Annotated in this window: 19 protein-coding genes; 11 read left to right on the forward strand and 8 right to left on the reverse strand. The window is 65.4% G+C overall.

The window, feature by feature from the left end:
• Positions 1 to 63: 63 nt before the first annotated feature.
• Positions 64 to 822, reverse strand: coding sequence for an SDR family oxidoreductase (locus tag FAZ97_RS34750; protein ID WP_158763250.1), 759 nt, complete (start codon positions 820 to 822; stop codon positions 64 to 66).
• 285 nt (positions 823 to 1,107) lie between these two features.
• Here FAZ97_RS34750 and FAZ97_RS34755 point away from each other — a divergent pair, with 285 nt between their 5' ends.
• Positions 1,108 to 2,070: a 2-hydroxyacid dehydrogenase gene (locus FAZ97_RS34755; RefSeq protein WP_158763251.1), complete on the forward strand. Its 963-nt coding sequence runs from the start codon at positions 1,108 to 1,110 to the stop codon at positions 2,068 to 2,070.
• Positions 2,071 to 2,103: 33 nt separating this feature from the next.
• Here FAZ97_RS34755 and FAZ97_RS34760 read toward each other — a convergent pair whose 3' ends face one another.
• The gene (locus tag FAZ97_RS34760) at positions 2,104 to 2,373 is read right to left on the reverse strand and encodes a hypothetical protein (RefSeq protein ID WP_158763252.1); all 270 of its coding nucleotides are present in this window, start codon (positions 2,371 to 2,373) and stop codon (positions 2,104 to 2,106) included.
• Positions 2,374 to 2,713: 340 nt separating this feature from the next.
• Entirely contained in the window at positions 2,714 to 3,565 is an 852-nt protein-coding gene (locus FAZ97_RS34765) for an intradiol ring-cleavage dioxygenase (RefSeq protein WP_158763253.1), read from the reverse strand.
• A 133-nt stretch (positions 3,566 to 3,698) separates the two neighbouring features.
• Between FAZ97_RS34765 and FAZ97_RS34770 the strand changes: the two genes are divergently transcribed.
• A complete protein-coding gene (locus FAZ97_RS34770; protein WP_158763254.1) occupies positions 3,699 to 4,826 on the forward strand; it encodes an aromatic ring-hydroxylating dioxygenase subunit alpha in 1,128 nt (375 codons plus the stop codon).
• Positions 4,827 to 4,895: 69 nt separating this feature from the next.
• On the opposite strand, the gene FAZ97_RS34775 is transcribed toward FAZ97_RS34770, so the two are convergent.
• The 4 genes from FAZ97_RS34775 to FAZ97_RS34790 all read right to left on the reverse strand — a co-directional run bounded on the left by FAZ97_RS34775 (position 4,896) and on the right by FAZ97_RS34790 (position 9,379).
• Positions 4,896 to 5,354, reverse strand: coding sequence for a PRC-barrel domain-containing protein (locus tag FAZ97_RS34775; protein ID WP_233271970.1), 459 nt, complete (start codon positions 5,352 to 5,354; stop codon positions 4,896 to 4,898).
• A gap of 210 nt (positions 5,355 to 5,564) precedes the next feature.
• Positions 5,565 to 6,503, reverse strand: a complete 939-nt coding sequence (gene motB, locus FAZ97_RS34780; RefSeq protein WP_158763255.1) for a flagellar motor protein MotB — start codon at positions 6,501 to 6,503, stop codon at positions 5,565 to 5,567.
• A gap of 10 nt (positions 6,504 to 6,513) precedes the next feature.
• Entirely contained in the window at positions 6,514 to 7,383 is an 870-nt protein-coding gene (motA, locus tag FAZ97_RS34785) for a flagellar motor stator protein MotA (RefSeq protein WP_158763256.1), read from the reverse strand.
• A 43-nt stretch (positions 7,384 to 7,426) separates the two neighbouring features.
• A complete protein-coding gene (locus FAZ97_RS34790) occupies positions 7,427 to 9,379 on the reverse strand; it encodes a putative bifunctional diguanylate cyclase/phosphodiesterase (RefSeq protein ID WP_158763257.1) in 1,953 nt (650 codons plus the stop codon).
• Between the two features lie 690 nt (positions 9,380 to 10,069).
• On the opposite strand from FAZ97_RS34790, the gene FAZ97_RS34795 reads away from it, so the two are divergent.
• From FAZ97_RS34795 to FAZ97_RS34835, 9 genes are all read left to right on the forward strand, one after another.
• Positions 10,070 to 11,992, forward strand: a complete 1,923-nt coding sequence (locus FAZ97_RS34795; protein ID WP_158763258.1) for a PAS domain S-box protein — start codon at positions 10,070 to 10,072, stop codon at positions 11,990 to 11,992.
• Positions 11,993 to 12,293: 301 nt separating this feature from the next.
• Complete coding sequence (locus FAZ97_RS34800; RefSeq protein ID WP_158763259.1) at positions 12,294 to 13,235, forward strand: MurR/RpiR family transcriptional regulator; 942 nt, start codon at positions 12,294 to 12,296, stop codon at positions 13,233 to 13,235.
• Entirely contained in the window at positions 13,232 to 14,239 is a 1,008-nt protein-coding gene (locus FAZ97_RS34805) for an isoaspartyl peptidase/L-asparaginase family protein (RefSeq protein ID WP_158763260.1), read from the forward strand. The genes FAZ97_RS34800 and FAZ97_RS34805 overlap by 4 nt, the downstream gene beginning before the upstream one ends.
• A gap of 47 nt (positions 14,240 to 14,286) precedes the next feature.
• Positions 14,287 to 16,188 (forward strand): dipeptide ABC transporter ATP-binding protein, encoded by a 1,902-nt coding sequence (locus tag FAZ97_RS34810; RefSeq protein ID WP_158763415.1) that lies wholly within the window; start codon positions 14,287 to 14,289, stop codon positions 16,186 to 16,188.
• Between the two features lie 88 nt (positions 16,189 to 16,276).
• Positions 16,277 to 17,821 (forward strand): glutathione ABC transporter substrate-binding protein GsiB, encoded by a 1,545-nt coding sequence (gene gsiB, locus FAZ97_RS34815; RefSeq protein WP_158763261.1) that lies wholly within the window; start codon positions 16,277 to 16,279, stop codon positions 17,819 to 17,821.
• 67 nt (positions 17,822 to 17,888) lie between these two features.
• Positions 17,889 to 18,809, forward strand: coding sequence for a glutathione ABC transporter permease GsiC (gene gsiC, locus FAZ97_RS34820; protein ID WP_158763262.1), 921 nt, complete (start codon positions 17,889 to 17,891; stop codon positions 18,807 to 18,809).
• A 7-nt stretch (positions 18,810 to 18,816) separates the two neighbouring features.
• Positions 18,817 to 19,710: a glutathione ABC transporter permease GsiD gene (gene gsiD, locus FAZ97_RS34825; RefSeq protein ID WP_158763263.1), complete on the forward strand. Its 894-nt coding sequence runs from the start codon at positions 18,817 to 18,819 to the stop codon at positions 19,708 to 19,710.
• Entirely contained in the window at positions 19,707 to 20,783 is a 1,077-nt protein-coding gene (locus FAZ97_RS34830; RefSeq protein ID WP_158763264.1) for a DmpA family aminopeptidase, read from the forward strand. Before gsiD ends, FAZ97_RS34830 begins: the two co-directional genes overlap by 4 nt.
• Complete coding sequence (locus FAZ97_RS34835; protein ID WP_158763265.1) at positions 20,780 to 21,613, forward strand: M55 family metallopeptidase; 834 nt, start codon at positions 20,780 to 20,782, stop codon at positions 21,611 to 21,613. The genes FAZ97_RS34830 and FAZ97_RS34835 overlap by 4 nt, the downstream gene beginning before the upstream one ends.
• A gap of 102 nt (positions 21,614 to 21,715) precedes the next feature.
• Here the strand turns inward: FAZ97_RS34835 and glgX are convergent, their stop codons facing one another.
• A complete protein-coding gene (glgX, locus tag FAZ97_RS34840) occupies positions 21,716 to 23,893 on the reverse strand; it encodes a glycogen debranching protein GlgX (RefSeq protein WP_158763266.1) in 2,178 nt (725 codons plus the stop codon).
• Positions 23,894 to 23,918: the final 25 nt, after the last annotated feature.

Genomic DNA, 23,918 nt, shown 5'->3' on the forward strand with positions numbered 1-23,918 from the left:
CCAATATCAGTTCTGACGCCTGCTTTTTTTATGTTGGGCGTTCAAATGAGGTGTTGCGTGGTGCTATCCCCGGCCGACAAACGGCATGGCGCTCGCCATGATCGTCATGTTCAGCACGTTGGCTTCCAGCGGCAGGCTCGCCATGTGCACGACGGCATTCGCGACGTGCGTGACGTCCATGCGCGCTTCGGGCGCGAGGCGTCCGTCCGCCTGCAGCACGCCTTTGTTCATGCGCTCGGTGAGCGGCGTGGCCGCATTGCCGATATCGATCTGGCTGCAAGCGATGTTGTACGCGCGGCCGTCGAGCGCAATCGATTTCGTGATGCCCGTGACGGCGTGCTTGGTGGCCGAGTAGGCAATCGTGTGCGGGCGCGGCGAATGCGCGGAGATCGAACCGTTGTTGATGATGCGTCCGCCTTGCGGCGACTGCGCTTTCATGAGCCGGTAAGCGGCGCGCGCGCACAGAAATACGCCGGTGAGATTGGTTGCGACCACATCGTTCCAGAAGTCGGTTTCGTAGTCTTCCAGCGGCACGGCGCCCGCGTTGCGGCCGGCATTGTTGAACAGCACGTCGAGGCGGCCAAAGGTCTGCGCGATTTGCGCGAACGCGTGTTCGACCGATTCGGCATTCGTCACGTCGGCGGAAAACACGTGGGCCTCTCCACCGCCGTTGCCGATAAGTTCCTTCGTCTCGAGCAGCGGCTCGATCCGGCGGCCGATCAGCGCAACCGCGAACCCGGCGTTGGCGAGCGCTACGGCGGTAGCGCGGCCGATGCCGGAGCCAGCGCCCGTTACGGCGGCGAACTTTTTCGATGCAGGCATTTCGCGTCCTCTTCCCGATTCCATTGAACACGGGAAAAGAATTGCATTCGCGTGAGGCGCGCAGCAATCTTGATTCGTTGAATCAACATCTGGGGCCTTGATAGCTGGGCGCCGGATCAGGGTTTTCCTGATGCGCGGGAAGCGCCAGGCGGCGTGTACGCACGCGCTGAAACGAATACGGGGCCACAGCGCTCGCCAGAACTTGATTCACCGAATCAACATTGACCGGCCAGCAGACGCTTTCGTAGTCTCTCGACGTCTGTTCACATCCAAAGGGAAAACACCATGCCGGAAAATCAACCTGTGAGGCTCCTGGTCGCGCGAAAAGTGCCCGTCGCCGTGGCGCAACGCGCCGTGGCCGAGTTTCATGCCTTCGTGACCGACGCCGATATGGACGCGTGGTCCGTGGTCGAGTTCTGCAAGCAGCACGAGGTGCCGGCCGTGCTCATCGGCAAGAAGTCGGGCTTGCAGGCGCAACACATTGCCGCGCTGCCTGCTTGCGTGAAAATCATCGCCAACGCGAGTGCGGGCGTCGATCACCTCGATGTGGCCGCCGCGCGCGAACGCGGCATGGTGGTGACGAACGCACCCGACGCCTTGACCGAATGCACGGCGGACTTCTCCATGCTACTCGTGCTGGCGGCTTGCCGGCGCGCATCGGAGTACGAACGAATCATGCGCAGCGGCTGGGGCAAGTCGTTCGGCATGACCGACATGCTGGGCACACGCGTGAATGGCAAGACGCTGGGCATTGTGGGCTTTGGCCGCATTGGCCGGGCGGTGGCGAAGCGCGCGCTGGGTTTCGGCATGCGCGTGATCTACACCGACATCAACCGTGCTGCGCCTTCCGTGGAGAACGGCGCGACTTACTATGCGAGCTTCGAGGAGATGCTGCCGCATTGCGAAGTGCTCACGCTGCACGTGCCGGGCGGCGGCGCGCCCCTGATGACGAAAAAGGAATTTGGTCTCTTGCCGAAGGGCGCGGTGTTCGTCAACGCGGCGCGCGGCGGCCTCGTGGATGAAGATGCGCTTTACGACGCCCTGACCTCAGGGCATCTGTTCGGCGCGGGCCTCGACGTGTATCGCAACGAGCCCCATGTCGACAAGCGCTTTGCCAGTCTCGACAACGTGTTCCTCACGCCGCACATGGCGAGCGCGACAGTGCAAACGCGCGATCAGATGGGTTTTACGGCGCTGGATAACGTGGCCGCCGTGCTGGACGGGCGGCCCGCGTTGAATCGCGTGTGAGGGAAGGCGGGCGCAGGTTGGCCGCAGTTGCCTTTAGCTGCGCCCGGATTGCCCGAAGCGCTTGAGCACGACCACGCAAAGCGCCGGCAGATGCACGACGCCCAGGCCGCAGGCGATGACCGCCCACGGCGGCGCGATCGTTCCAGCCATCATGCCGCCGATCACGCCGAAGCACAGGCCAGCCAGCAATAGCGTGGCGTGGGCGATGATGCGCTTCGGCCCTCGCTCCGTGAAGCGCGGAATATTCACATGGACATACACCACGATCAGCAAGGCGACGGTGGCAATGGCAGGGAACAGCATGGTCGAATCCTCGATTCCAGCAACGATGACGGGAGGCAGATGCCTGCAAAGTCTTCGACTGTAAGGGAGGATCGCCGTTGCGTCGATGGTTTGGGAATTCGGCTTAGCACCAGACCACGTTGTCGTACGCCACCGTACGGCGATATACGTTCTTGCCGCGCCAGCTGGAAAACTCCATATACGCGCATTCCAGCACCAGAATCCAGTTCGTGACCCGCATCGCCGCCCCCAAGGTGTTCCCAGTTGTTCGTTCGACTGCAGGACCAGTCTATGACCTGGGCGCGGCGGACAATGCGGCGAGCAGGGCGCGATAACGCGTCCAGTTCGCCGTATTGCTGAATCAGTCGTGCGGCGCGAGCGGCATGAGCACGAAATCGAACGTCGAGCGCCACGGCGTGACGCTGTCGGCTACGCGCTCGTACGGCGCGACGAGCGATGCTTTCACGCCGAACACGGCGTCCGACTGCAGGTACGGATCGTCGCCCACGAAGGTGTGCGTGACCACCTTCTGGAAGCCCGGCGCGGTGATGAGGAAATGCATGTGCGCGGGCCGGTACGGGTGGCGGCCGAGGCTTGCGAGCATCTTGCCCACCGGGCCGTCGTGCGGGATCGGGTATGAGACCGGCTTGATGCCGACGAAGCGGTACGCGCCGTTCGCGCCGGTCGTGAAGATGCCGCGGTTGTTCCACTTGGGCTGCGCGCCGGGCTGCTGCACGTCGTAGTAGCCGTCGGCGTTGTCGGACCATACGTCGATGCGCGCGCCCTCTACCGGGCGGCCTTCGAGATCGAGCACGCGGCCCTCGAACAGGCAGGGCTCGCCCTTGCCGTCGGCGGTAATGCACGCGCCCATCTCACGCTCGGGCGCGCCGGCCACGTGGAACGGGCCGAACACCGTATTCTCGGTCGCGGCGCCAGGGCGGCGATTGTTGATGGCGTCGACGAGCATGGAAAACCCTAGCGTGTCCGAGAGCAGGATGAACTCCTGGCGCTCGGCGCTGCAAAGCTGCCCGGCCCTGGTGAGAAAGTCGATGGCGGTTTCCCATTCCGGCTGGGTTAGCTGCACTTCTTTCGCGAACGCATGCAGGTGACGCACGAGCGCGCTCATCACCTCGCGCAAACGCGCGTCGGCATTTTCGCCGATCCGCGCATTGACGGCCTCGGCGGAGGCGGCTTCGCTGAAGAACTGGGTCATGGTGAGGGTTACCTGTAGGGTTGCCGGGGCTGCCAGTGGAGGCGGACTGTAACGGCACGTATTGTGCGCCTGTCGCCTTCAGGACCCAAAATCTGGTCCAATTGGCGCGTTCGATTCGCTACTCGCATCCGTCATGCTGAAAAACCTCTGGTACGTCGTGGCTGCCGCCGCGGACTTGCGCGAGCAGTTGCTGCCGGTCACGCTGCTCGGTCACCGCTTCGTCGCGTTTCGCGACGCTCGGGGCCGCGCGCAACTGCTCTCCGATATCTGCGTGCATCGCGGCGCCTCGCTCGCGGCCGGGCGCCGCGTGAACGGCGAGGTCCAGTGCCCGTACCACGGCTGGCGCTACGGCGGCGACGGCATTTGCACGCACGTTCCCGCACAGCCGCAGGCGCGTATTCCGGCGCGGGCGCGCGTGGATAGCTACCCCGTGGTCGAGCGTCACGGCTGGATCTGGGCGTTCGTGGGCGACCTGCCCGAGGAAGCGCGGCCGCCGCTGCCCGATCTCGGCTGGGCCGACGACCCGAACGTGCGCGTCGTGCACGGCACTTACGCGTGGGAGGCCAACTGGGAGCGCGTGATCGAGAACGGACTCGATTTCGCGCACGCCCCGTTCGTGCACGGCAGTTCGTTCGGCGCGCCCGACCGCCCCGAAATCGACGCCGTCAACGTGAACGCGGACGACTGGAGCGGCCACGCGCGGCTCGTGATGCGGCGGCCTGTGCGAAAGGGCTGGCTGCGCCGCGCGCCTACCGGCGAACATGTCGACGTGGTCACGCAAACGGGCTTTCACCTGAGCGGCCCGTGCGCGACGCTCGAACTGACGCTGGCCAATGGGTGGCGCATCCACATCGCTTCCGCGCATGTGCCAGTGGACGCGGGGCGCACGCAGACGTTCTGGATGATGGGCCGCAGCTTCCTGCGCAATCCGCTTTTCGACGGGCGTTTTCGCGCGCGCAATCTGCGCATCTTCGAGGAAGACCACGCCGTGCTTCGGCGCATCCGGCCGGTTCGCGTCCCGGAGCATTGGCAGAGCGAGGTGTCGGTCAAATCGGATGCTTTGCAGATCGCGTTCAGGCAACGCGTGCGGGCGCTGGCGGAGGCCGGATGGAGCGTGCCGGAGACAGCGCAAGCGGGCCGCGTGGCCACGGTGATCGCTTGCCCGATGCGGCGCACGGTGAACACCTGGGCGTTGGAGGCCACTGGCGCTCCCGCGGCGGCGGCGCGAATGTCGGAAAACGCCGCGACATCGCCGCGCTGAACGCCGGCATGCCCTCGGCGCGTTTGCGGCTCCGAACGCCTGTTTGGCATTCGGAGCCCTGCAAGCGCCTCAGTGGCGCGGCGTCACCGGCTCGACCGCTGCCCAATACGGCTCGGCGCCGTAATACGCATGCAGCGTGCTGCCCCAGGTCGCGTCGGCCATGGCGGGCCAGTTGTCCCGGTCGAAGCCCGGCGCTTCCTTCACGCGCTCGGACGACACGTTGAGCAGGAAGCACTTGCGGCTCGTGTCGAGCATGAGCGCGCCCCAGGGGATGGCGAGCAGCTTGTCGCCAATGCCGAGAAAGCCGCCGCTCGACATCACCACGTAGGCCACGCGGCCGCTCTGCACGTCGAGCATGATTTCCTTGATCTTGCCGACTTCCTGACCGTCCGAACTCAGCACGCGGTCGCTATCGAGCGTGCTGGCGGCCATCACGTCGGGGCCGGGCCCCGCGGCGCTCACACGGCCCTTGCCGACGATGCGCACGCCATTGCCGGTCGGCATGGGCGGAGGAGTGAAGGTGGGCATGATGGTCTCCAGATATGAGGGGAACAACGTTGAGTCTGGCCAGACTCCCGGCGATTCCCGTGTGAGGCGGCAGGCGATGCCGCGGCGGTTCTGGCCGCTTGCTTCGAGATACAGCAAGCGGCGTACCGCGTCGCGCCGGTGGAGTCGATGCGTTCCTGCCTGCGTGGAGACCTGTTTTAGGCGCGCCGTGAAGCCCCCGTTCCAGAAGCCTTATGAGGCTGGCGTGGCGGCCTTTTGCGGCGTCTCGACGTCATACCGCTTCGCCTGCTCGAAGAATGCGCGCTCGGCGGCCTTGTTCATCACCAGAATGCTGATGCGCCGGTTCAACGGGCTGTCCGCCGTGTCGTGGTCGAGCGGCAAAACATCGGCGAGACCGCGCACCTGGAGCAACTTCTCCTCGCTCAGATGGCCGGCCACCAGCGCGCGGCGCGCGGCGTTGGCGCGCTCGCTCGAAAGCTCCCAGTTCGAGTAGCCCGCGAGGCCACCCGAGTAGGGCACCGAGTCGGTGTGCCCCGCGATCGACACGCCGCTGTCCACGTCGTTGAGCGCGCTGCCGATCTGCACGAGGATCTCGTACGCATAGTCTTCGAGCTTCGCGCTGCCGGTGGCGAACATGGGGCGCTTGAGCGAGTCGACCAGTTCGATGCGCAGGCCCTCGTCCGTGATCGACATGCGGATCTGATCGCGGTACGCGCGCAATTCCGGCTTGCGCTCGATGAGCGCCGAGAGTTTTTCCTTGAGCTGCGAAAGGCGCGACTTGTCGACGGCTTCCGCCGGCACGGCGTGCGCGAGCGTGGGCTGCGCGTTCGAGCCGCCCACGGCGGGCGTCTTGCTGGAGAGGTCGCGGCCACCGCCTCGCACCACGCCCGGATTCGGATTCGCGGCGGCGGGTGTGCTGCCGAGCATGGAAGAAAGCGGCGTGTTGAAGTACTTCTCGATGCCGTCGCGGTCGTACTGCGACGTCGAGCCGAGCAGCCACATCAAGAGGAAAAACGCCATCATCGCGGTCACGAAGTCGGCATAGGCGATTTTCCACGCCCCGCCGTGGTGGCCCTCGTGGCTGCCTTTCTTCACGCGGCGCACCACTAGCGTGACCTTGCTGCCTTCGGTGTCGCGCGCGGCACGCGAGCCAGGTGTGCGTTCGGCCATGTCGGGACTCCTAAGCGGCCTTCGGCGTCTTGGTGGCGCGCACCGCTTCGTCGAGCTCCTGGAAGCTCGGGCGGTCGGACGTGAAGAGCACCTTGCGGCCGAACTCCACGGCCACGGGCGGCGCATACCCGGCCAGCGAGGCGAGCAGCACGGCCTTCACGCACTGGAACGGCTTGCTGGCGGCGCGGCCCTTGGCGTTGAGCAGGTCGGCAATCGGACCGACGAAGCCGTAGGCGAGCAGAATGCCGAGGAACGTGCCCACGAGCGCGCCCGCGATCATCTCGCCGAGCACGGCGGGCGGCTTGCCGACCGAGCCCATGGTGTGCACCACGCCCATCACGGCCGCCACGATGCCGAAGGCGGGCAGGCCGTCGGCCATCTTCTGGATGGCGTTGGGCGCAATCGACACTTCGGAGTGGTGGGTGTCGAGTTCTTCGTCCATGAGGTCCTGCATTTCCATGGGGTTCACGTTGCCGCTCGACATCATGCGCAGATAATCGACGATAAAGTCGAGCAGATGATGGTCGGAGAGCACGCGCGCGTACTTCTGGAAAATCGGGCTGTTCTCGGGCGCTTCGATGTCGGCTTCGAGCGCCATCATGCCTTCCTTGCGCGCCTTTTGCAGCAGTTCGTAGAGGAGGGCGATCAGCTCCAGATATTGCGCCTTCGAGTAGCCGCCGCCCTTGAAGCAGGTGGGCAGCGCCTTGAGCGTCTTGCCGAGCGTAGCCGTGGGGTTGCTCACCACGAACGCACCGAACGCCGCGCCGAAAATACACAGGAGTTCGAACGGTTGAACGAGCGCGGGTAGATGTCCCCCCACGCCCACGAAGCTCCCGATCACCGATCCGAGCACGACGATCCAGCCAATTGCGACAAACATGATGTCTACCTTTTCTTGTTCAAAGTAATGCGGGTCGAACCAGTCAGGCCGGTTCGACGAGAAGCTTCAGACGCGCTTCGTTCGCCGCGCGATCCATGTTCAGCAAGGCGTCGATTTCACGCGCCGCCATTGCCTTGCCGAAGAAGTAGCCCTGCGCGTAGTCGCAGCCCTTGGCCGCCAGCGTGCGCGCGAGTTCCGCGGTCTCCACGCCCTCGGCCACCGTGCTCATGCCGAGGTTCGTGGAGAGCGCGATGATCGCGTCGACGATCTTGGCGCTCTCGTTGCACGAAGCCATGGATAGCACGAAGGAGCGGTCGATCTTCAGCTTGTCCACCTTCAGTTCGCGCAGATGCTGCAGGCTCGAATAGCCGGTGCCGAAGTCGTCGAGCGACATGCGCAGCCCCGCATTGCGGAAGTCCGCGAGTACGGCGCGCGCCGTGTCGAAGTCGTACATGAGCGCCGATTCGGTGATCTCGATCTCCATGCGCTCGGGTGGCATGCCCTCGTCGGCGAGGATCGTGAGCAGCAGCGCCGCGAGTTGCGTGTCCTTGAACTGCGCGGGCGAGAGATTGAGCGCGAGGTGGTAGCGCGAGGGCCAGCTCAGCGCGTCGCGGCACGCGCGCCGCAAAATCGAAGCGGTGAACACGGGCGAAATGCCCATTTGCTCGATGAGCGGCACGAACACCTCCGGCGAGATCCAGCCGCGCTGCTCGTGGTGCCAGCGCGCAAGAATCTCGAAGCCGGTGGTCTGGCCGTCGGCAAGGCGCACGAGCGGCTGGTAGAACGGGCGAATTTCGCCGCCCGCGAGCGCACGGCGCAAGTCCGATTCGAGCGAGGCTTGCAGGCGCAGCTCGTCGTCCATCTTCTGCTCGAAGAAGCGGTAGGTGCCCTTGCCGTCGCACTTGGCGCGATACATGGCGATGTCGGCGGCGCGCAGGAGTGCATCGGGGTCGCCGCCGTCGCGCGGGCAGCACGCTATGCCAATGCTCGCGTCCACGTTGATGCGCAGCTTGCCGATGTCGATGGGCGCGCGCGTGGCAGCGAGCAGGCGCTGCGCGAGTTCGCTTGCGGCCTCGATGTGGTCGTCGCGATGCACGCGGGCGAGCACGGCGAACTCGTCGCCGCCCAGGCGCGCGACCGTGTCGCCGTCGCGCACCACGCGGCGCAGGCGCGCGGCGATTTCGCACAGCACCGTGTCGCCGGCGGCGTGACCGTGGAAGTCGTTCACGGGCTTGAAGCGGTCGAGGTCGATCACGAACACGAGGTAATCGGGCGAACGGTGCTGCGTGCGCTCGAGCGCCGCGCTCATTTCCGCCGCGAGCAGGCGCCGGTTGGGCAGGCCCGTGAGCGGATCGTGACGCGCGAGCGCCTGGGCGTGCGCCTCGGCGGCGCGCGTGGCTTCGTGGGCAATATGCAGTTCGCGGGACTTTTCGCACAGCGTATCGAAGGCATGCGCCATCGCGCCGATCTCGTCGGTGCGGTTCATGTCGGGCAATGCGCGCATGTCTTCGCCGTGCGCAAGGCGCACGAGCGAATCGGTCAAGGTATGGAGCGGGCGCAGCAGCGTGCGTTCGAGGTAGTGCAGCAGCACGAGGCCAAAGGCGAGCGTGGCGAGCGCGATAGCAAAAGCCGCTTCGAGCGTGTGATGCACGCGCAGGATGCCGCGCTCAACCTGATTGTGCAGCCGCTCGACGGCAAGCTCGCGAGGCGAAGCGGAAACGGCTTGCCGATGCGGCGCTCCGGATTCACGCGCGACGGTTTCGTCGTGCCAGGTCTTATCCACGCGTTCGAACGCCTGGCCAAATGCGATCAGCTGGCTTGCGAGCAGCGTGGTTTGCGTGGCGAACAAGGCGAAAAACAGTCCGATGAAGAACTTCGTGCGCGCGCGGATCGAGGCACGCAACGTGGCGCGCGCACGCACGATCCAGGGAAGCGCCGCCACGGGTTCGAGGGCAGCGGTGGGTTCGGGGATGGCCGCCACGGTTCGCTGATTCATGTCTCGATGTCCGTGTGGCGTTAGATTCTGCGCGTGCGCGCCTGCGCCGCGAGACGGCGCACAACGTAGTCACGCGACGTGCCGGTATGCGGATGCGCGCGGCGCGAGGGTGCACGGCGAGTTCGGGGCGCGGCGCTCATGCGCGTGCTGGCGCCGCGGCCAGCGGCAATGCGCGCCGCGGTGGCGATACCAGTGGTCTGTTTCAGTCGCAGTGTTTGCGCAAGGGTTCTCATGGTGACACCGGAAAGGGTGGAGCTTTGCCCTTTTTACGGCGGTGAAAAAGCGTTGCTGAAGTCGCCATACATCTTTTTTTAAAGGGCTTGATCGATTTCGCAACACCCTAACCAACCGGTTAAAAATGGCAGGTAATTCGGATATCGAATCAATTCTGGCGTGGCGATTTTTTGAGCGGTGAGATGCGTAGCGCGCCGTGGGCCGGGCCGAGCGGGCAGCGCGGCCATGAAGGTGGGAGGGGACGATGATTGCGCAATCACACGTATACCGAACGTTCGTGCGCTTAAATTGCGGTGTTCGCGTAAGGGAAATGCCTGGCGCGGAAGGCTTGTGCGGCGCGCGTGCTCCGGGCATTTCCGTGCTTCAGTTTTTGCCTGTTCCGGCCGTAAACGAGGTGAGGCGCGCCGGTGCGGAAAGCGCCACCCAACCGTATCCGCCCTGCCGGGACTCCCCACGATGATCACTGCTCCGCTTCCTCTGGATGAGGATGAGCGCCTGCGCGCGCTGCGGCAACTCGACATACTCGACACCGATCCCGAAGAGGCATTCGACCGCATCTCGCGGCTCGCCGCCTTCGCGTTCGACATGCCGATCGTGCTGATCTCGCTCGTGGACGAAGACCGCCAGTGGTTCAAGTCGCACCACGGTCTGGCCGCGTGCGAAACGCCGCGCAACGTGTCGTTCTGTGCGCACGCCGTGCTGAGCAAGCGCATGCTCGTGGTGGAAGACGCGCTGGACGACGAGCGCTTTCTGGACAACCCGCTCGTCACGGGCGCACCGAACATCCGCTTCTATGCGGGCTCGCCGCTACGCCTCGCCGATGGCCAGGTGGTCGGCACGCTTTGCCTCATCGACGAAAAGCCGCGCACGTTCGACGAAGCGCAGGGCGCGATGCTCGCGGACTTCGCGCACCTCGTCGAACGCGAACTGGAGTTGCGCCGGCAGTTGAACCGCTCGCGCACGGAGCACGAGCGCGACCGCCGCTCGCTTGCCATCAGCGAGGCGCGCTTTCGGACCGTGTTCCAGCAAACGCCGATCGGCAAGGCCGTGGTCGATCTCGACGGCCGCTTTCTCGACGTGAACCAGAAGTTCTCCGAGATCATCGGCTATGAGGAGAGCGAGCTGCGCCGCCGCACGTTCGCGTCGGTCACGCATCCGGCCGATGTCGCCGCCGATCTCGCGCAGGTGGCCGAGCTGCTCGCGGGCCGCCAGGCCACGTATGCGCTCGAGAAGCGCTATCTGCGGCCCGATGGCCATGCCGTGTGGGTCAATCTCGCGGTGTCGCTCGTGCGCGACGTGTCGGGCACGCCGCTGCATTTCATCGCGGCGGTGCAGGAGATCACCAGCCGCAAGAAGAGCGAAGAGGCGCTGCGCAACTATCACGTCGAGCTCGAAGCGCGCGTGCGCGAGCGCACGGCGGAACTGCGGCGCAGCCGCGACGCGCTGCAGACCATCACCGACAACGTGCCCGCGCTGATCGCCGTGGTCGATCGCGATCTTTGCTACCAGTTCAACAACGAGACGTTCAAACGCGTGTTCGGTGCGGAACCGGCCGCGCTGCGCGGGCGCAGCCTGAGCGAAACGCTGCGGCCCGAAGTGTTCGCGCAGTTGCAGCCGCTGTTTGCGCGCGCGCTGGCGGGCGAACGTGTGACGTGCGATGAAGTGCGCTATCGGGCCGACTCCGATCGCGTCTGGTCGGCCACCTACATTCCGGTCGAGCGCGAGGGCAACGTGACGGGCTTCTACGTGATGGCGCACGACGTGACCGAGCAGCGCCGCACCGAGCAACGCCTGCGCGAGGGCGCGCTGATCGACCCGCTCACGGGCCTCGCGAACCGGCGCGCGCTGCAGGAGGCGCTGTGCGAACTGCGCGCGAGCGGCGAGCCGTTCGCGCTGTTCTTCATGGACATGGACGGCTTCAAGTCCGTCAACGATCGCTACGGCCACGATGTGGGTGACGCCTTGCTCGAGGAGACCGCACGCCGGCTGGTTGCCACCGTGCGCACGGGCGACGTGGTGAGCCGCCTGGGCGGCGACGAATTCGTGGTCGCGAGCCGCGGCGTGAGCGACGCGCGCGCCGGCGAGCGCATTGCGGCGGCCATTTGCCGTGAGGTGTCGAAGGCCTTCGTCGTTGCGGGGCGCGTGATCGAGACAAGCGCGAGCGTGGGTGTCGTGCTGACCGGCGCTGCGGGGGCTGCGGGGGCTGCGGGTGTGGTGAATGCAAGCAGTGCAATGCTCTCCGTTGAGGGCGAGAACCGCGCGCTCGCGGACGATCCGCTTTGTCTTGCCGATGCCGCGATGTATGAAGCCAAGCGCGCCGGGCGCAATACGTGGCGGTTGGCGCCGCGCGCGCAGGCGATGGCGGCATTGAATGCGTGAAGCGGTGCACGCCGTTTTCATGTGACTGATGCGATTGCCGCCGGCGCCTTGCTGGCGGCAAGCCAGGCTCCCGCTCTCGCCAATGCGCGACGTATCTTTCCGGCTTCTGCCGGATTCTCCTTCCAAAATCCTGCAACGTGTTCGAGGCGCGCAAGTTCGCGTCCCGTTGTGCGTGATCAAGCTAATGAAGGCCCGGTTTTCCTCAAATAGGGTAAACCCCCGGCGCGATGAAAATTAATTTTCACTAAGATCCGTCCATGTAACTTAATTTACGGACTCGTTCCCCCCTCGCGGCCCACGCATGCCAACCCGACCGACAACCACCGACACGCCCGAAGCCGAGATCGTCGCGCGCATCACTGCCGCGATGCCCGTTCTCACGCCGGGCCACCGGCGCATGGCCGAGTACGTGCTCGCGAACCTGTTCCACGCCGCGACCATGCGCATCGACGAACTGGCGAACGCGGTGGGCGCTTCGGTCGCCACGGCCAACCGCTTTGCGCGCTCGCTCGGGTTCGACGGCTATCCGCAGTTTCGCGAGGCGCTCGTGCGCGGCTTCGAGGCCACGCTTGCACCGGTCGAGCGGCTGCGCAGCGCGCAGGAATCGCCCACGAGCGGCGCCGAGTTGTTTGGCGCGTCGCTCGAGCAGGCCGAATCGAACCTGCGCCTGTCACGCCAGTCGATCGACAGCGCCGCCGCCGCCGCAGCCGTGGACGCGATTCTCTCGGCGCGCCGCGTGTACGTGATCGGCTCGGGCACGAGCGCGTTTCTCGCCGGGCTCATGGAGAACGCGCTGCTGCCTTATCTCGACAACGTGCAGGCGCTTTCCACGGTTGGCGGCCCCACGCATTCCGCGCGCCGGCTGCTCGGCGCGAACAAGGACGATCTCGTGATCGGCATTGCGTTTCCGCGCTACGTGGACGACACGATCAAGCTTTCGCGCCACGCCGCGAAGCTCGGCGCGCGCGTGCTTGCGCTCACCGACAGCATCGACTCGCCGCTTGCGCGCTTCGCCGATCTCACGCTGCTGATCCGCTCCGAACGGCGCCTCGCGGCGAACTCGGAAGCCGCGGTGCTGGCCGTCATCGAAGCGCTGTGCGACGCCGTGGCGTTGCGCGCGAAAGATTCCGTCGTTGCCGCGGCGGCCATCACCGAATCGGTGCTGCCGTGGCTTTCCTCGACCTCGGCGCAGGCCAGTGCCGCGCCTTCGGCCCCGTCTTCCCCCACGAAAAAGAAGTCATGAAATCGAATGCAGTCATTGCCATTCACGGCGGCGCCGGCACGATCCTGCGCGCTTCGATGGCGCCCGAAGTCGAAGCGCAGTATCTCGATGCGCTAAGCGGTATTCTCGCGGCCGGCCAGCGCATTCTCGCCGAAGGCGGGAGCGCGCTCGACGCAGTCGAAGAAGCGGTGCGCCTGCTCGAAGACTGCCCGTTTTTCAACGCGGGCCATGGCGCGGTGTTCACGTCAGCGGGCACGCACGAACTCGACGCCTCGATCATGGACGGCCGCACGCTCGAAGCGGGCGCCGTGTGCTGCGTGAAGCGCGTGCGCAATCCGGTGCTGGCGGCGCGCCGCGTGCTGGAGAAGAGCGAGCACGTGCTCTTCACGGGCGAAGGCGCGGAAGCGTTCGCGGCGGCACAGGGCCTCGAATTCGTCGATCCCGGCTATTTCCATACCGATGCGCGCTACCGCCAGTGGCAGCTCGCACGCGGCGAAGCGCGCGCGATGCTCGATCACGACGGGGCAACGCTCGAAGCGAAGGCAGCAGCTAATCGTGCTGAAAAAGCAGCGGAAGAAAGCCTGCCGCACGAGCCGATCGACCCGAACCGCAAGTACGGCACGGTGGGCGCGGTGGCGCTCGACGCGCACGGCCACCTCGCGGCGGCCACCTCGACGGGTGGCATCACGAACAAGCAGGTGGGCCGCGTGGGAGACGCACCGCTGATCGGCGCGGGCTGCTATGCCGACGACGCCACCTGCGCGGTGTCCACCACGGGCTCGGGCGAAATGTTCATGCGCATGGTCGCGGCCTACGACGTGGCGGCGCAAATGAAATATCGAGGTGTTTCGCTCTCCGAAGCAGCAAAAAATGTCGTGATGGAGCAATTGCCGCGCATCGACGGCCGTGGCGGGCTGATCGCCGTGGACGCACAAGGCAACGTGGTCCTGCCGTTCAACACCGAAGGCATGTATCGCGGCTACGCACGCGTGGGCGAAGCGCCCGTTGCGTCGATCTACGCTTAAGCGGCGCATCGCTTTGCGCATCAAACGAAGGAATCCTCATCGTGCAGATGTCCTCGCACTCTCCTGATACATCGCAGGCTGGCGGAAAGGCCGCGTTGCCGCCGAACCGCGTGATCGAGGTTCGCGATCTCAGCGTGTCGTTCAAGCGCGGCGCGAGCACGTTCGAAGCCGTGCGCAATCTGTCGTTCCACGTCAATCGCGGCGAGACGCTCGCCATCGTCGGCGAATCGGGCTCGGGCAAGTCGGTCACGTCGCTTTCGCTGATGCGGCTCGTCGAGCACGGCGGCGGCAGCATTGCCGGTGGCAGCATCGCACTGCGCCGGCGCAACGGCAGCGTGCTCGATCTCACGCGTGCGAGTGCATCGACCATGCGCTCGGTGCGCGGCGCGGACATCGCAATGATCTTCCAGGAGCCGATGACCTCGCTGAACCCCGTGTTCACGGTGGGCAACCAGATCAGCGAAGCGATCGCGCTGCATCAGCGGATGCACGCCTCACAGGCGCGCGCCGAAACGTTGCGTCTGCTCGACCTCGTGCGCATTCCCGAAGCGCGCCGCGTGATGGAGCGCTTCCCGCATCAGCTTTCGGGCGGCATGCGCCAGCGCGTGATGATCGCGATGGCGCTCTCGTGCAAGCCCGCGCTCCTGATCGCCGACGAACCGACCACGGCGCTCGACGTGACGATTCAGGCGCAGATCCTGCAGCTCATTCGCGGCCTGCAGGACGAGATGGATATGGGTGTTGTCTTCATCACGCACGACATGGGCGTGGTGGCCGAAGTGGCGGACCGCATTCTCGTGATGTACCGCGGCGAGAAAGTGGAAGAGGGCGCATCCGATGCGCTGTTTGCCGCGCCTTCGCATCGCTACACGCAGGCGTTGCTCGCCGCCGTGCCGAAGCTCGGCGCGATGCAGGGCACCGACCTGCCCGAGAAATTCCCGCTGCTTTCGATGAGCGAAGCGGCACGCCTGGCCGCCGCCGCGAACGCTCCAGTGAACGCGCCGAAAACGGATGTCGCGCCGGTCCTGCGCGTGCGCGACCTCGTTACGCGTTTTCCCGTGCGCAGCGGTTTGCTCGGCAAGGTCACGGGCCGCGTGCATGCGGTCGAAAAAGTCAGCTTCGATCTTCACGCCGGCGAAACGCTTGCGCTGGTGGGCGAATCCGGCTGCGGAAAATCGACCACGGGCCGCTCGCTGCTGCGCCTCGTTGAGAGCCAGAGCGGCACGATCGAATTCGGCGGCCGGAATATCAGCACGCTCACCGGCCCCGCGTTGCAGACCTTGCGGCGCGATATCCAGTTTATTTTCCAGGACCCGTTCGCCTCGCTGAACCCGCGCCTCACGGTGGGCTTCTCGATCATGGAGCCGCTGCTCGTGCACGGCATCGCGAAGGGCGCCGAAGCCCAGGCGCGCGTGGAATGGCTGCTAGACCGCGTGGGCTTGCCCAAGTCGGCGGCGGGGCGGTATCCGCACGAATTCTCGGGCGGCCAGCGTCAGCGTATCGCCATTGCGCGCGCGCTGTCGATGAACCCGAAAGTGGTGGTGGCCGACGAATCGGTTTCCGCGCTCGACGTTTCCGTGCAGGCGCAGATCGTCAATCTCATGCTCGACCTGCAGCAGGAGCTTGGCGTGGCGTACCTCTTCATCTCGCACGACATGGCCGTGGTGGAACGCGTGAGCCATCGCGTGGCGGTGATGTATCTGGGGCAGATCGTCGAGATCGGCCCGCGCCGCGCCGTGTTCGAGAACCCGCAGCACGCCTATACGAAGAAGCTCATGGGCGCGGTGCCGATCGCCGATCCGGCGCGCCGCCACGCCAAGCGTGTGCTCGCAGCCGACGAACTGCCGAGCCCGATTCGCGCCCCCGGCGACGAACCGAAGGTGCTCCCGCTCGTCGCGGTTGGTCCCGGTCACTTCGTTGCGAAGCACCGGGTGGGCGGCGCCTACTGAATACGCCATCGTGCCACGCAAACGTTCGCTTTTTAGCTGGTTCATTTCGCTTGAGTCGTCAAGATTCATTGGTATGGAGACCTGATTGATGAAAGAAGTCAAAACATGGATGAAGGGCAGTGCGCTCGCCTTCGCGCTGATCGCAGGCGCGAGCGCCGCACAGGCCGCCGAACAGCGCGCCGTGATGGCCGTCGATTCGACGTTCTCGACGCTCGACCCGTACGACGCCAACGACACGCTCTCGCAAGCGGTTTCGAAGTCGTTCTACCAGGGCCTGTTCGGCTTCGACAAGGACCTGAAGCTCACCAACGTGCTGGCCACGAGCTATGAAGTGAGCGGCGACGGCCTCACTTACACCTTCAAGCTGCGCCAGGGCGTGAAGTTCCAGGACGGCACCGACTTCAACGCGGCGGCCGTGAAGGCGAACTTCGACCGCGTGACGGACCCGGCGAATCACCTGAAGCGCTACAACATGTTCCGCCGCATCGCGAAGACCGAAGTGGTCGATCCGTACACGGTGAAGGTCACGCTGAACGCGCCGTTCTCGGCGTTCGTGAACGTGCTCGCGCACCCGTCTGCGGTGATGATCTCGCCTGCGGCCATGAAGAAGTGGGGCAAGGACATCGGGCTGCATCCGGTGGGCACGGGCCCGTTCGCCTTTGTGAAGTGGGACCCGGCGGGCGACCTCGTCGTGCACAAGTTCGACGGCTACTGGAAGAAGGGCTACCCGAAGATCGACGAGATCGACTGGAAGCCGGTGGCCGACAACAACACGCGCGCGGCGCTCATGCGCACGGGTGAGGCGGACTTCGCCTTCCGCATTCCGTTCGAGCAGGCGAGCGCGTTCCAGTCGAACCCTAAGGTGGACCTGATCGCCACGCCCTCGATCATTCAGCGCTATATCAGCCTGAACACCGCGAAGAAACCGTTCGACAACCCGCTCGTGCGCCAGGCGCTGAACTACGCGATCAACAAGGACGCGCTTGCTAAGGTGGCGTTCGCGGGCTATGCGCTGCCTTCGGACGGCGTGCTGCCGCAGGGCGTGGACTACTCGGTCAAGCTCGGCCCCTGGCCGTACGATCCCGCGAAGGCGCGCGAACTGCTCAAGCAGGCCGGCTACCCGAATGGCTTCGAAACGACGCTGTGGTCGGCGTATAACAACTCGACCGCGCAGAAGGCCATTCAGTTCGTGCAGCAGCAGCTCGCGCAAGTGGGCGTGAAGGCGAACGTCGAAGCGCTCGAAACGGGCACTGCGGTCGCGCGTGTGGAAAGCGCACAGGACCCGGCAACGGCGGGCGTGCGCATGTACTACATCGGCTGGTCGTCGTCGACGGGTGAAGCGGACTGGGGCATCTCGCCGCTGCTCGCTTCGGCATCGTGGCCGCCCAAGCTCATGAATACGGCGTACTACAAGAACCCCGCCGTCGATGAGGACCTGGCGAAGGCGCTGGAAACGACGGACCGCGCGCAGAAGACCGCGCTCTACACCGACGCGCAAAAGCGCATCTGGGCCGACGCGCCGTGGGTGTTCCTCGTGAAGGAAAAGGTCGTGTACGCCCGCAGCAAGCGCCTGGCCGGCGCGTATGTGGCGCCGGACGGCTCGTTCAACTTCGACGAGATCTCGATTCGCTAATGCGTTGTGCGCCGCGCCGGAACGTCTGCGTCCGGCGCGGCGCCCACGCCCCGATGCAGTAACGCTCATGCTGAATTTCATTGTCAAACGCTCGCTGGGGCTCCTGCCGACGCTCCTGATCGTCGCGGTCCTCGTGTTCCTGTTCGTGCACCTGCTGCCGGGCGACCCGGCGCGCCTCGCGGCCGGTCCCGAAGCGGACGACGCCACGGTCGCGCTCGTACGCGCCGATCTCGGCCTCGACCAGCCGCTGCCGCAGCAGTTTCTTCACTTCTTCGTGCGCATCGCTCACGGCGATTTCGGTGTGTCGATGCGCAGCAAGCGCCCGGTCGTCACCGAAATTGGCGAGCGTTTCATGCCCACGCTGCTGCTCACGCTCACCAGCATGGTGTGGGCCGTCGTATTCGGCATGGCGATCGGCATCGTCTCGGCCGTGTGGCGCAACCGCTGGCCCGATCGCATCGGCATGGCGCTCGCGGTGTCGGGCATTTCGTTTCCGGCTTTTGCGCTTGGCATGGCGCTCATGGAACTGTTCTCGGTGCACCTGGGCTGGCTGCCCGTGGTGAGCGACGGTTCGTGGCGCAGCTACGTGCTGCCTTCGATCACGCTCGGCGCGGCCGTGGCGGCCGTGATGGCGCGCTTCACGCGCGCTTCCTTCGTCGAAGTGCTCAACGAGGATTTCGTGCGCACGGCGCGCGCGAAGGGCGTGGCCGAGCAATGGGTGGTAATCAAGCATTGCCTGCGCAACGCGATGATTCCCGTCGTCACGATGATGGGTTTGCAGTTCGGCTTCCTGCTGGGCGGCTCGATCGTCGTGGAGGTGGTGTTCAACTGGCCGGGCCTCGGGCGGCTGCTTGTCGATTCGGTTTCGATGCGCGATTACCCCGTGATTCAGGCCGAAGTGCTGCTGTTCTCGCTCGAGTTCATCGTCATCAATCTGATCGTGGACGTGCTGTACGCGGTCATCAATCCGACCATTCGATTCAGGTGAGCACGCTATGAGCACGACTCTCAACGAAGCCGTACGCGCCCAGGACGAAGTGATTCGCACGCCGTGGCGCGAATTCTGGCGCAAGTTTCGCAAGCAGCATGTCGCGCTCGGCGCGGGCGCCTTCGTGCTGCTGCTGGCGGTGATCGCGGTGTTCGCGCCGCATCTCGTGCCGTACGACCCGGAAAATTACTTCGACTACGACTCGCTCAATGCCGGTCCTTCTGCGGCGCACTGGTTCGGCGTGGATGCGCTCGGCCGCGATATTTTTAGCCGTATTCTCGCGGGCACGCGCATTTCGCTGGCGGCTGGCTTTCTTTCAGTGGCGCTGGGCGCCGTGATCGGCACGTTCTTCGGCTTGCTGGCGGGCTATTACGAAGGCTGGTGGGATCGCATCACCATGCGTGTGGCCGACGTGCTGTTCGCATTCCCAGGCATTCTGCTCGCCATCGGCGTGGTGGCGATTCTCGGCAACGGCATGATCAACGTGGTTTGCGCGGTGGCCGTGTTCAGCATTCCGGCGTTCGCGCGTCTCGTGCGCGGCAACACGCTCATGCTCAAGCAACTCACGTATGTCGAGGCCGCGCGCAGCATTGGCGCGTCGGACTGGACGATCATCATGCGGCACATTCTGCCGGGCACGGTGTCGTCCGTGATCGTGTATCTGACCATGCGCATCGGCACCTCGATCATCACGGCGGCGAGCCTCTCGTTCATTGGTCTCGGCGCGCAGCCGCCCACGCCGGAGTGGGGCGCCATGCTCAACGAAGCGCGCGCGGACATGGTCACGGCGCCGCATATCGCGCTGTTCCCGAGCCTCGCCATCTTCCTCACCGTGCTCGCCTTCAATCTGCTGGGCGACGGCCTGCGCGACGCGCTCGACCCGAAACTGGACCGCGCATGAGCCAACATCGCGGAGATGCCGCGCCGCATATCGGCACACTCGCGAGCGGCGCGACGGGAACAATAGCCGACGTGAGCGGCGTGCGCGTGGGTCATTGCACGCTCGACGCGGGCGCTGTGCAAACGGGCGTGACCGTAGTGATGCCGCATGCACGCGACCTCTTTCGCGAGAAGGTACCGGCGGGTGCTTGCGTGATCAACGGATTCGGCAAGAGCATCGGGCTCATGCAGATCGAAGAACTGGGCGCGCTCGAAACGCCGATTGCGCTGACCAACACGTTCGACGTGGGCGCAGTTGCACAAGCGCAGATTCGCGCGGCGGTCGCGGCGAATCCGCAGATTGGGCGCGGCCTGCCGACCGTCAATCCACTCGTGTTCGAGTGCAACGACGGCTATCTGAACGATATTCAGGCGCTGGCGGTGACGGAGGAACACTATCTCGCTGCCTGCTCTGCGGCGAGCGCTGACTTTGCTCGCGGCAGCGTCGGCGCGGGCCGCGGCATGTCGAGCTTCGATCTCAAAGGCGGCATTGGCACGGCGTCGCGCGTGGTGCAGACGGCGGGCGCACAGTTCACGGCGGGCGCGCTCGTGCTGGCGAACTTTGGCCGCTTGCCCATGCTGACGATCGACGGTGTGGCCGTGGGACGCGAACTGGCCGCGCGCGCGGCGTCGAGTCGCGCGACGCAGGAGCCCGAGAAGGGGTCGATCATCATGCTGATCGCCACGGACGCGCCGCTCGATTCACGGCAGCTTCGGCGCGTGTCGATGCGCGCGGCAGCGGGTCTTGCGCGCACGGGCTCCGTGTATGGACACGGCAGCGGCGATATCGCCCTGGCGTTCAGCACCGCCTACACGCTGGCGCACGACGCGCCGACACATGCGTTGCCACCCTTGCTCGCGGACTCGCAACTCGACCCGCTGTTTCAGGCCAGCGCCGATTGCGTCGAGCAAGCGATTCTCGACGCATTGTGGAGCGCAAGCACCGTACAGGGCCGCGATGGCCACATACGTCTCGCGCTGCGCGAAGCGGTACCCGATCTCGCCGATCTGCTTGCAGGCGGGGCGCAAGCGTGAAGGTACTGACTTCCGTCGATATCGAAGGCATAGGCGGTGTGTTCAACGTTCAGCAAACGCGCGCCGGCAATCCCGAGTACGTACTCGCGCGCCGCTGGATGACGCTCGAAGCGAACGCGGCCGTGGAGGGCGCGTTTTCGGGCGGCGCAAGTGAAGTGTGGGTCAACGACTCGCATGGCGGCTTCAACAACCTGCTGCTCGACGAGATCGATGCGCGCGCACGCGTCATACTCGGCAAACCGCGCACGCTCGGCATGATGGCGGGACTCGAGCACCGGCCCGCGCTCGTTTTCATGATCGGCTATCACGCCATGGCCCAAAGCCGCGGCATGCTTGCGCACACCATCAACAGCTTCGCGTTCGCACGCGTGCTCGTGGATGGCATCGCAACGGGCGAGGCAGGGCTGTATGGCGCGCTTGCGCAGGAGTACGGCGCAAGGGTGGCGCTACTGAGCGGCGACGATGTGTTCGAACGCGAAACGCGGCCCGCTTTCCCCGAGGCGAAGTTCGTGGTGGTGAAGCACGCAAGCGGCCACGCAAGCGGCGACCTGCTGACGCCCGCCGCAAGCCGCGAACGGATTCGCGACGCCGCACGCGAAGCGGTGGGGCAGGTCGCGAGCGACGGCGCATGGTGGGACCGCGCGTGCGCGGCGCCGCGTGTGCGCACGTGCGAACTGCATACACAGACCGCCGCGCTCGCTGATCTCTTTTCGCAGTGGCCGAGTGTCGAGCGCGCGGCAGGCAACGTGATCCGGTTTGTGGCGCCGACTGCCGAGTACCTCGTGCGCACGCTCAATAGCTTGTCGACGATGTCGGCGGCCTTGCGATAAGCGGCCGTTGTTCCTCGTATTGTGCAACTAACTGTCAGGCCCGCCACGAGTCGCACAACGGACTGGTGGCTGCGCCGCCAGTCCGCGAAAAAAGCTTGCCTTTCACCCCGTGAGATTTTCCTCCAGCCGGTCGAACACGCGTCGCGTCGCGCCCCGTGCATGCAGCGCGAATAGCAGCAGCGAGCGACCCGTGACCTGGTAGGTATCGCCGGCTTCGAATTCGGGCAGTTCGTCGCGCACTGGCATGTTCGTGTCGATGAGGCAGTTCCACTGATCGTTGCCCGGCACGGACGGTAGCGTGAATTCCACCACGTCGTGATAGGCGTTGAACACGATGAGCATGGTCGCATCCGAAGCGAGGCGCATGATGCCGCTTGTTTGCGAGCGCCCGTCGATCAGCATGCCGAAGCAACGCATGGCTACATCGTCCCACTGCTCCTGGGCGAGCGGCACGCCCGCGGGCGAGAGCCATTCGACGTCGGTGACGTCGAGCGTGGCATTGTGCTCGCCGATCAGAAAGCGGTTGCGACGCAGCACCGGCAGTGCGTGGCGCAGGGCAGTGAGCTTGCGCACGAAGTCGGCGAGCGCGCGGCCGGTGTCGTCAATGCCTTCCCAGTCCACCCAGCTCACCTCGTTGTCCTGGCAGTACGCGTTGTTGTTGCCGCGCTGCGTGCGGCCGAATTCGTCGCCCGCCAACAGCATGGGCGTGCCCTGCGAGAGCAGCAGTGTGGCGAGAAAATTGCGTTTCTGGCGCTCGCGCAACGCGCGGATCTCGGGGTCGTCGGTCGGGCCTTCGGCACCGCAGTTCCACGAGAGATTGTCGCCGTGGCCGTCGCGGTTCTCTTCGCCATTGGCCTCGTTGTGGCGCTCGTTGTACGACACCAGATCGTTCAGCGTAAAGCCGTCGTGCGCCGTGACGAAGTTCACGCTCGACCATGGCCGCCGGCCGCGCCGGTTGAAGCTGTCGCCGGAGGCGCACAGGCGCGTGGCAAGCTCGGGTGCCTTGCCTTCGTCGCCTTTCCACCAGGCGCGCGCGGTGTCGCGAAAGCGGTCGTTCCATTCCATCCAGCCCGGCGGGAAGCCGCCCACCTGGTAGCCGCCCGGCCCGCAGTCCCAGGGCTCGGCAATCAGCTTCACGCTCGAGAGGATCGGGTCCTGGCGGCAGCTGTCGAGAAAGCCGCCGCCTTCGTCGAAGCCATAGGGCTCGCGCCCGAGGATCGTCGCGAGGTCGAAGCGGAAGCCGTCCACGCCCATTTCGAGCACCCAGTAGCGCAGGCTGTCCGTGACCATCTGCAGCACGCGCGGGTGCGAGAGGTTGAGTGTATTGCCCGTGCCGGTGTCGTTGATGTAGTAGCGCCTGTCTTCAGGTAGCCGGTAGTACGAAGCATTGTCGATGCCTCGAAACGAGAGCGTGGGTCCGAGTTCGCTGCCTTCGGCCGTGTGGTTGTAGACCACGTCGAGTATCACTTCGAGACCCGCCTGGTGCAGGCGGTCCACCATGTTCTTGAACTCGTCGATCGAGCCATGCGCGCCCACCGAGTAGCGCGGGTCCGGCGCGAAGAAGCCGATCGTGTTGTAGCCCCAGTAGTTCGTGAGGCCGCGTTCGAGCAGGTGCGAATCGTTCACGAAAGTATGGATGGGCAGCAGCTCCACGGACGTCACACCGAGCCCGCGAATGTATTCGAGCACCGGCGTTTGCGCGAGGCCCGCGAAGGTGCCGCGCTCTTCAGGCGGCACATCGGGATGGCGGATCGTGTAGCCGCGTACGTGCGTCTCGTAGATGATCGTCCGCTCGCGCGGCACGCGCTCGCGCATCGGGTGGTGCCACGTGAAGCCCTGATCGACCACACGGCAGCGCGGCACATAGCGCGCGCTGTCCTGCGTGTCGAACGAGAGATCGCCGTCGGGACTGCCGAGGGTGTAGCCGAACACGGCGGGATGCCAGCGCAGCGCACCCACGTGCGCCTTCGCATAGGGATCGAGCAGCAGTTTGTTCGGATTGAAGCGATGGCCCGCTTGCGGCTCGTACGGCCCATGCACGCGATACCCGTAGATGGCGCCCGGTTCGAGGTCGGGCAGGTACACGTGCCACACCTCGTCGGTGTATTCGGGCAACGCGATACGTTCGAGCTCGCGCAGGCCGTTCTTGTCGAAGAGACAAAGCTCGATCTTCGTGGCGTTCGCGGAGAAGAGCGCGAAGTTCACGCCGCGCCCGTTCCAGGTGGCGCCGAGCGGAAAAGGCTGGCCTTCTACGATGCGGGTAGCGGTTTTTTTCTTCATGGGCTCGTCGGTTGGGGACGCGATG

This window comes from Paraburkholderia acidiphila (assembly GCF_009789655.1).
Classification (GTDB): Bacteria; Pseudomonadota; Gammaproteobacteria; order Burkholderiales; family Burkholderiaceae; genus Paraburkholderia; species Paraburkholderia acidiphila.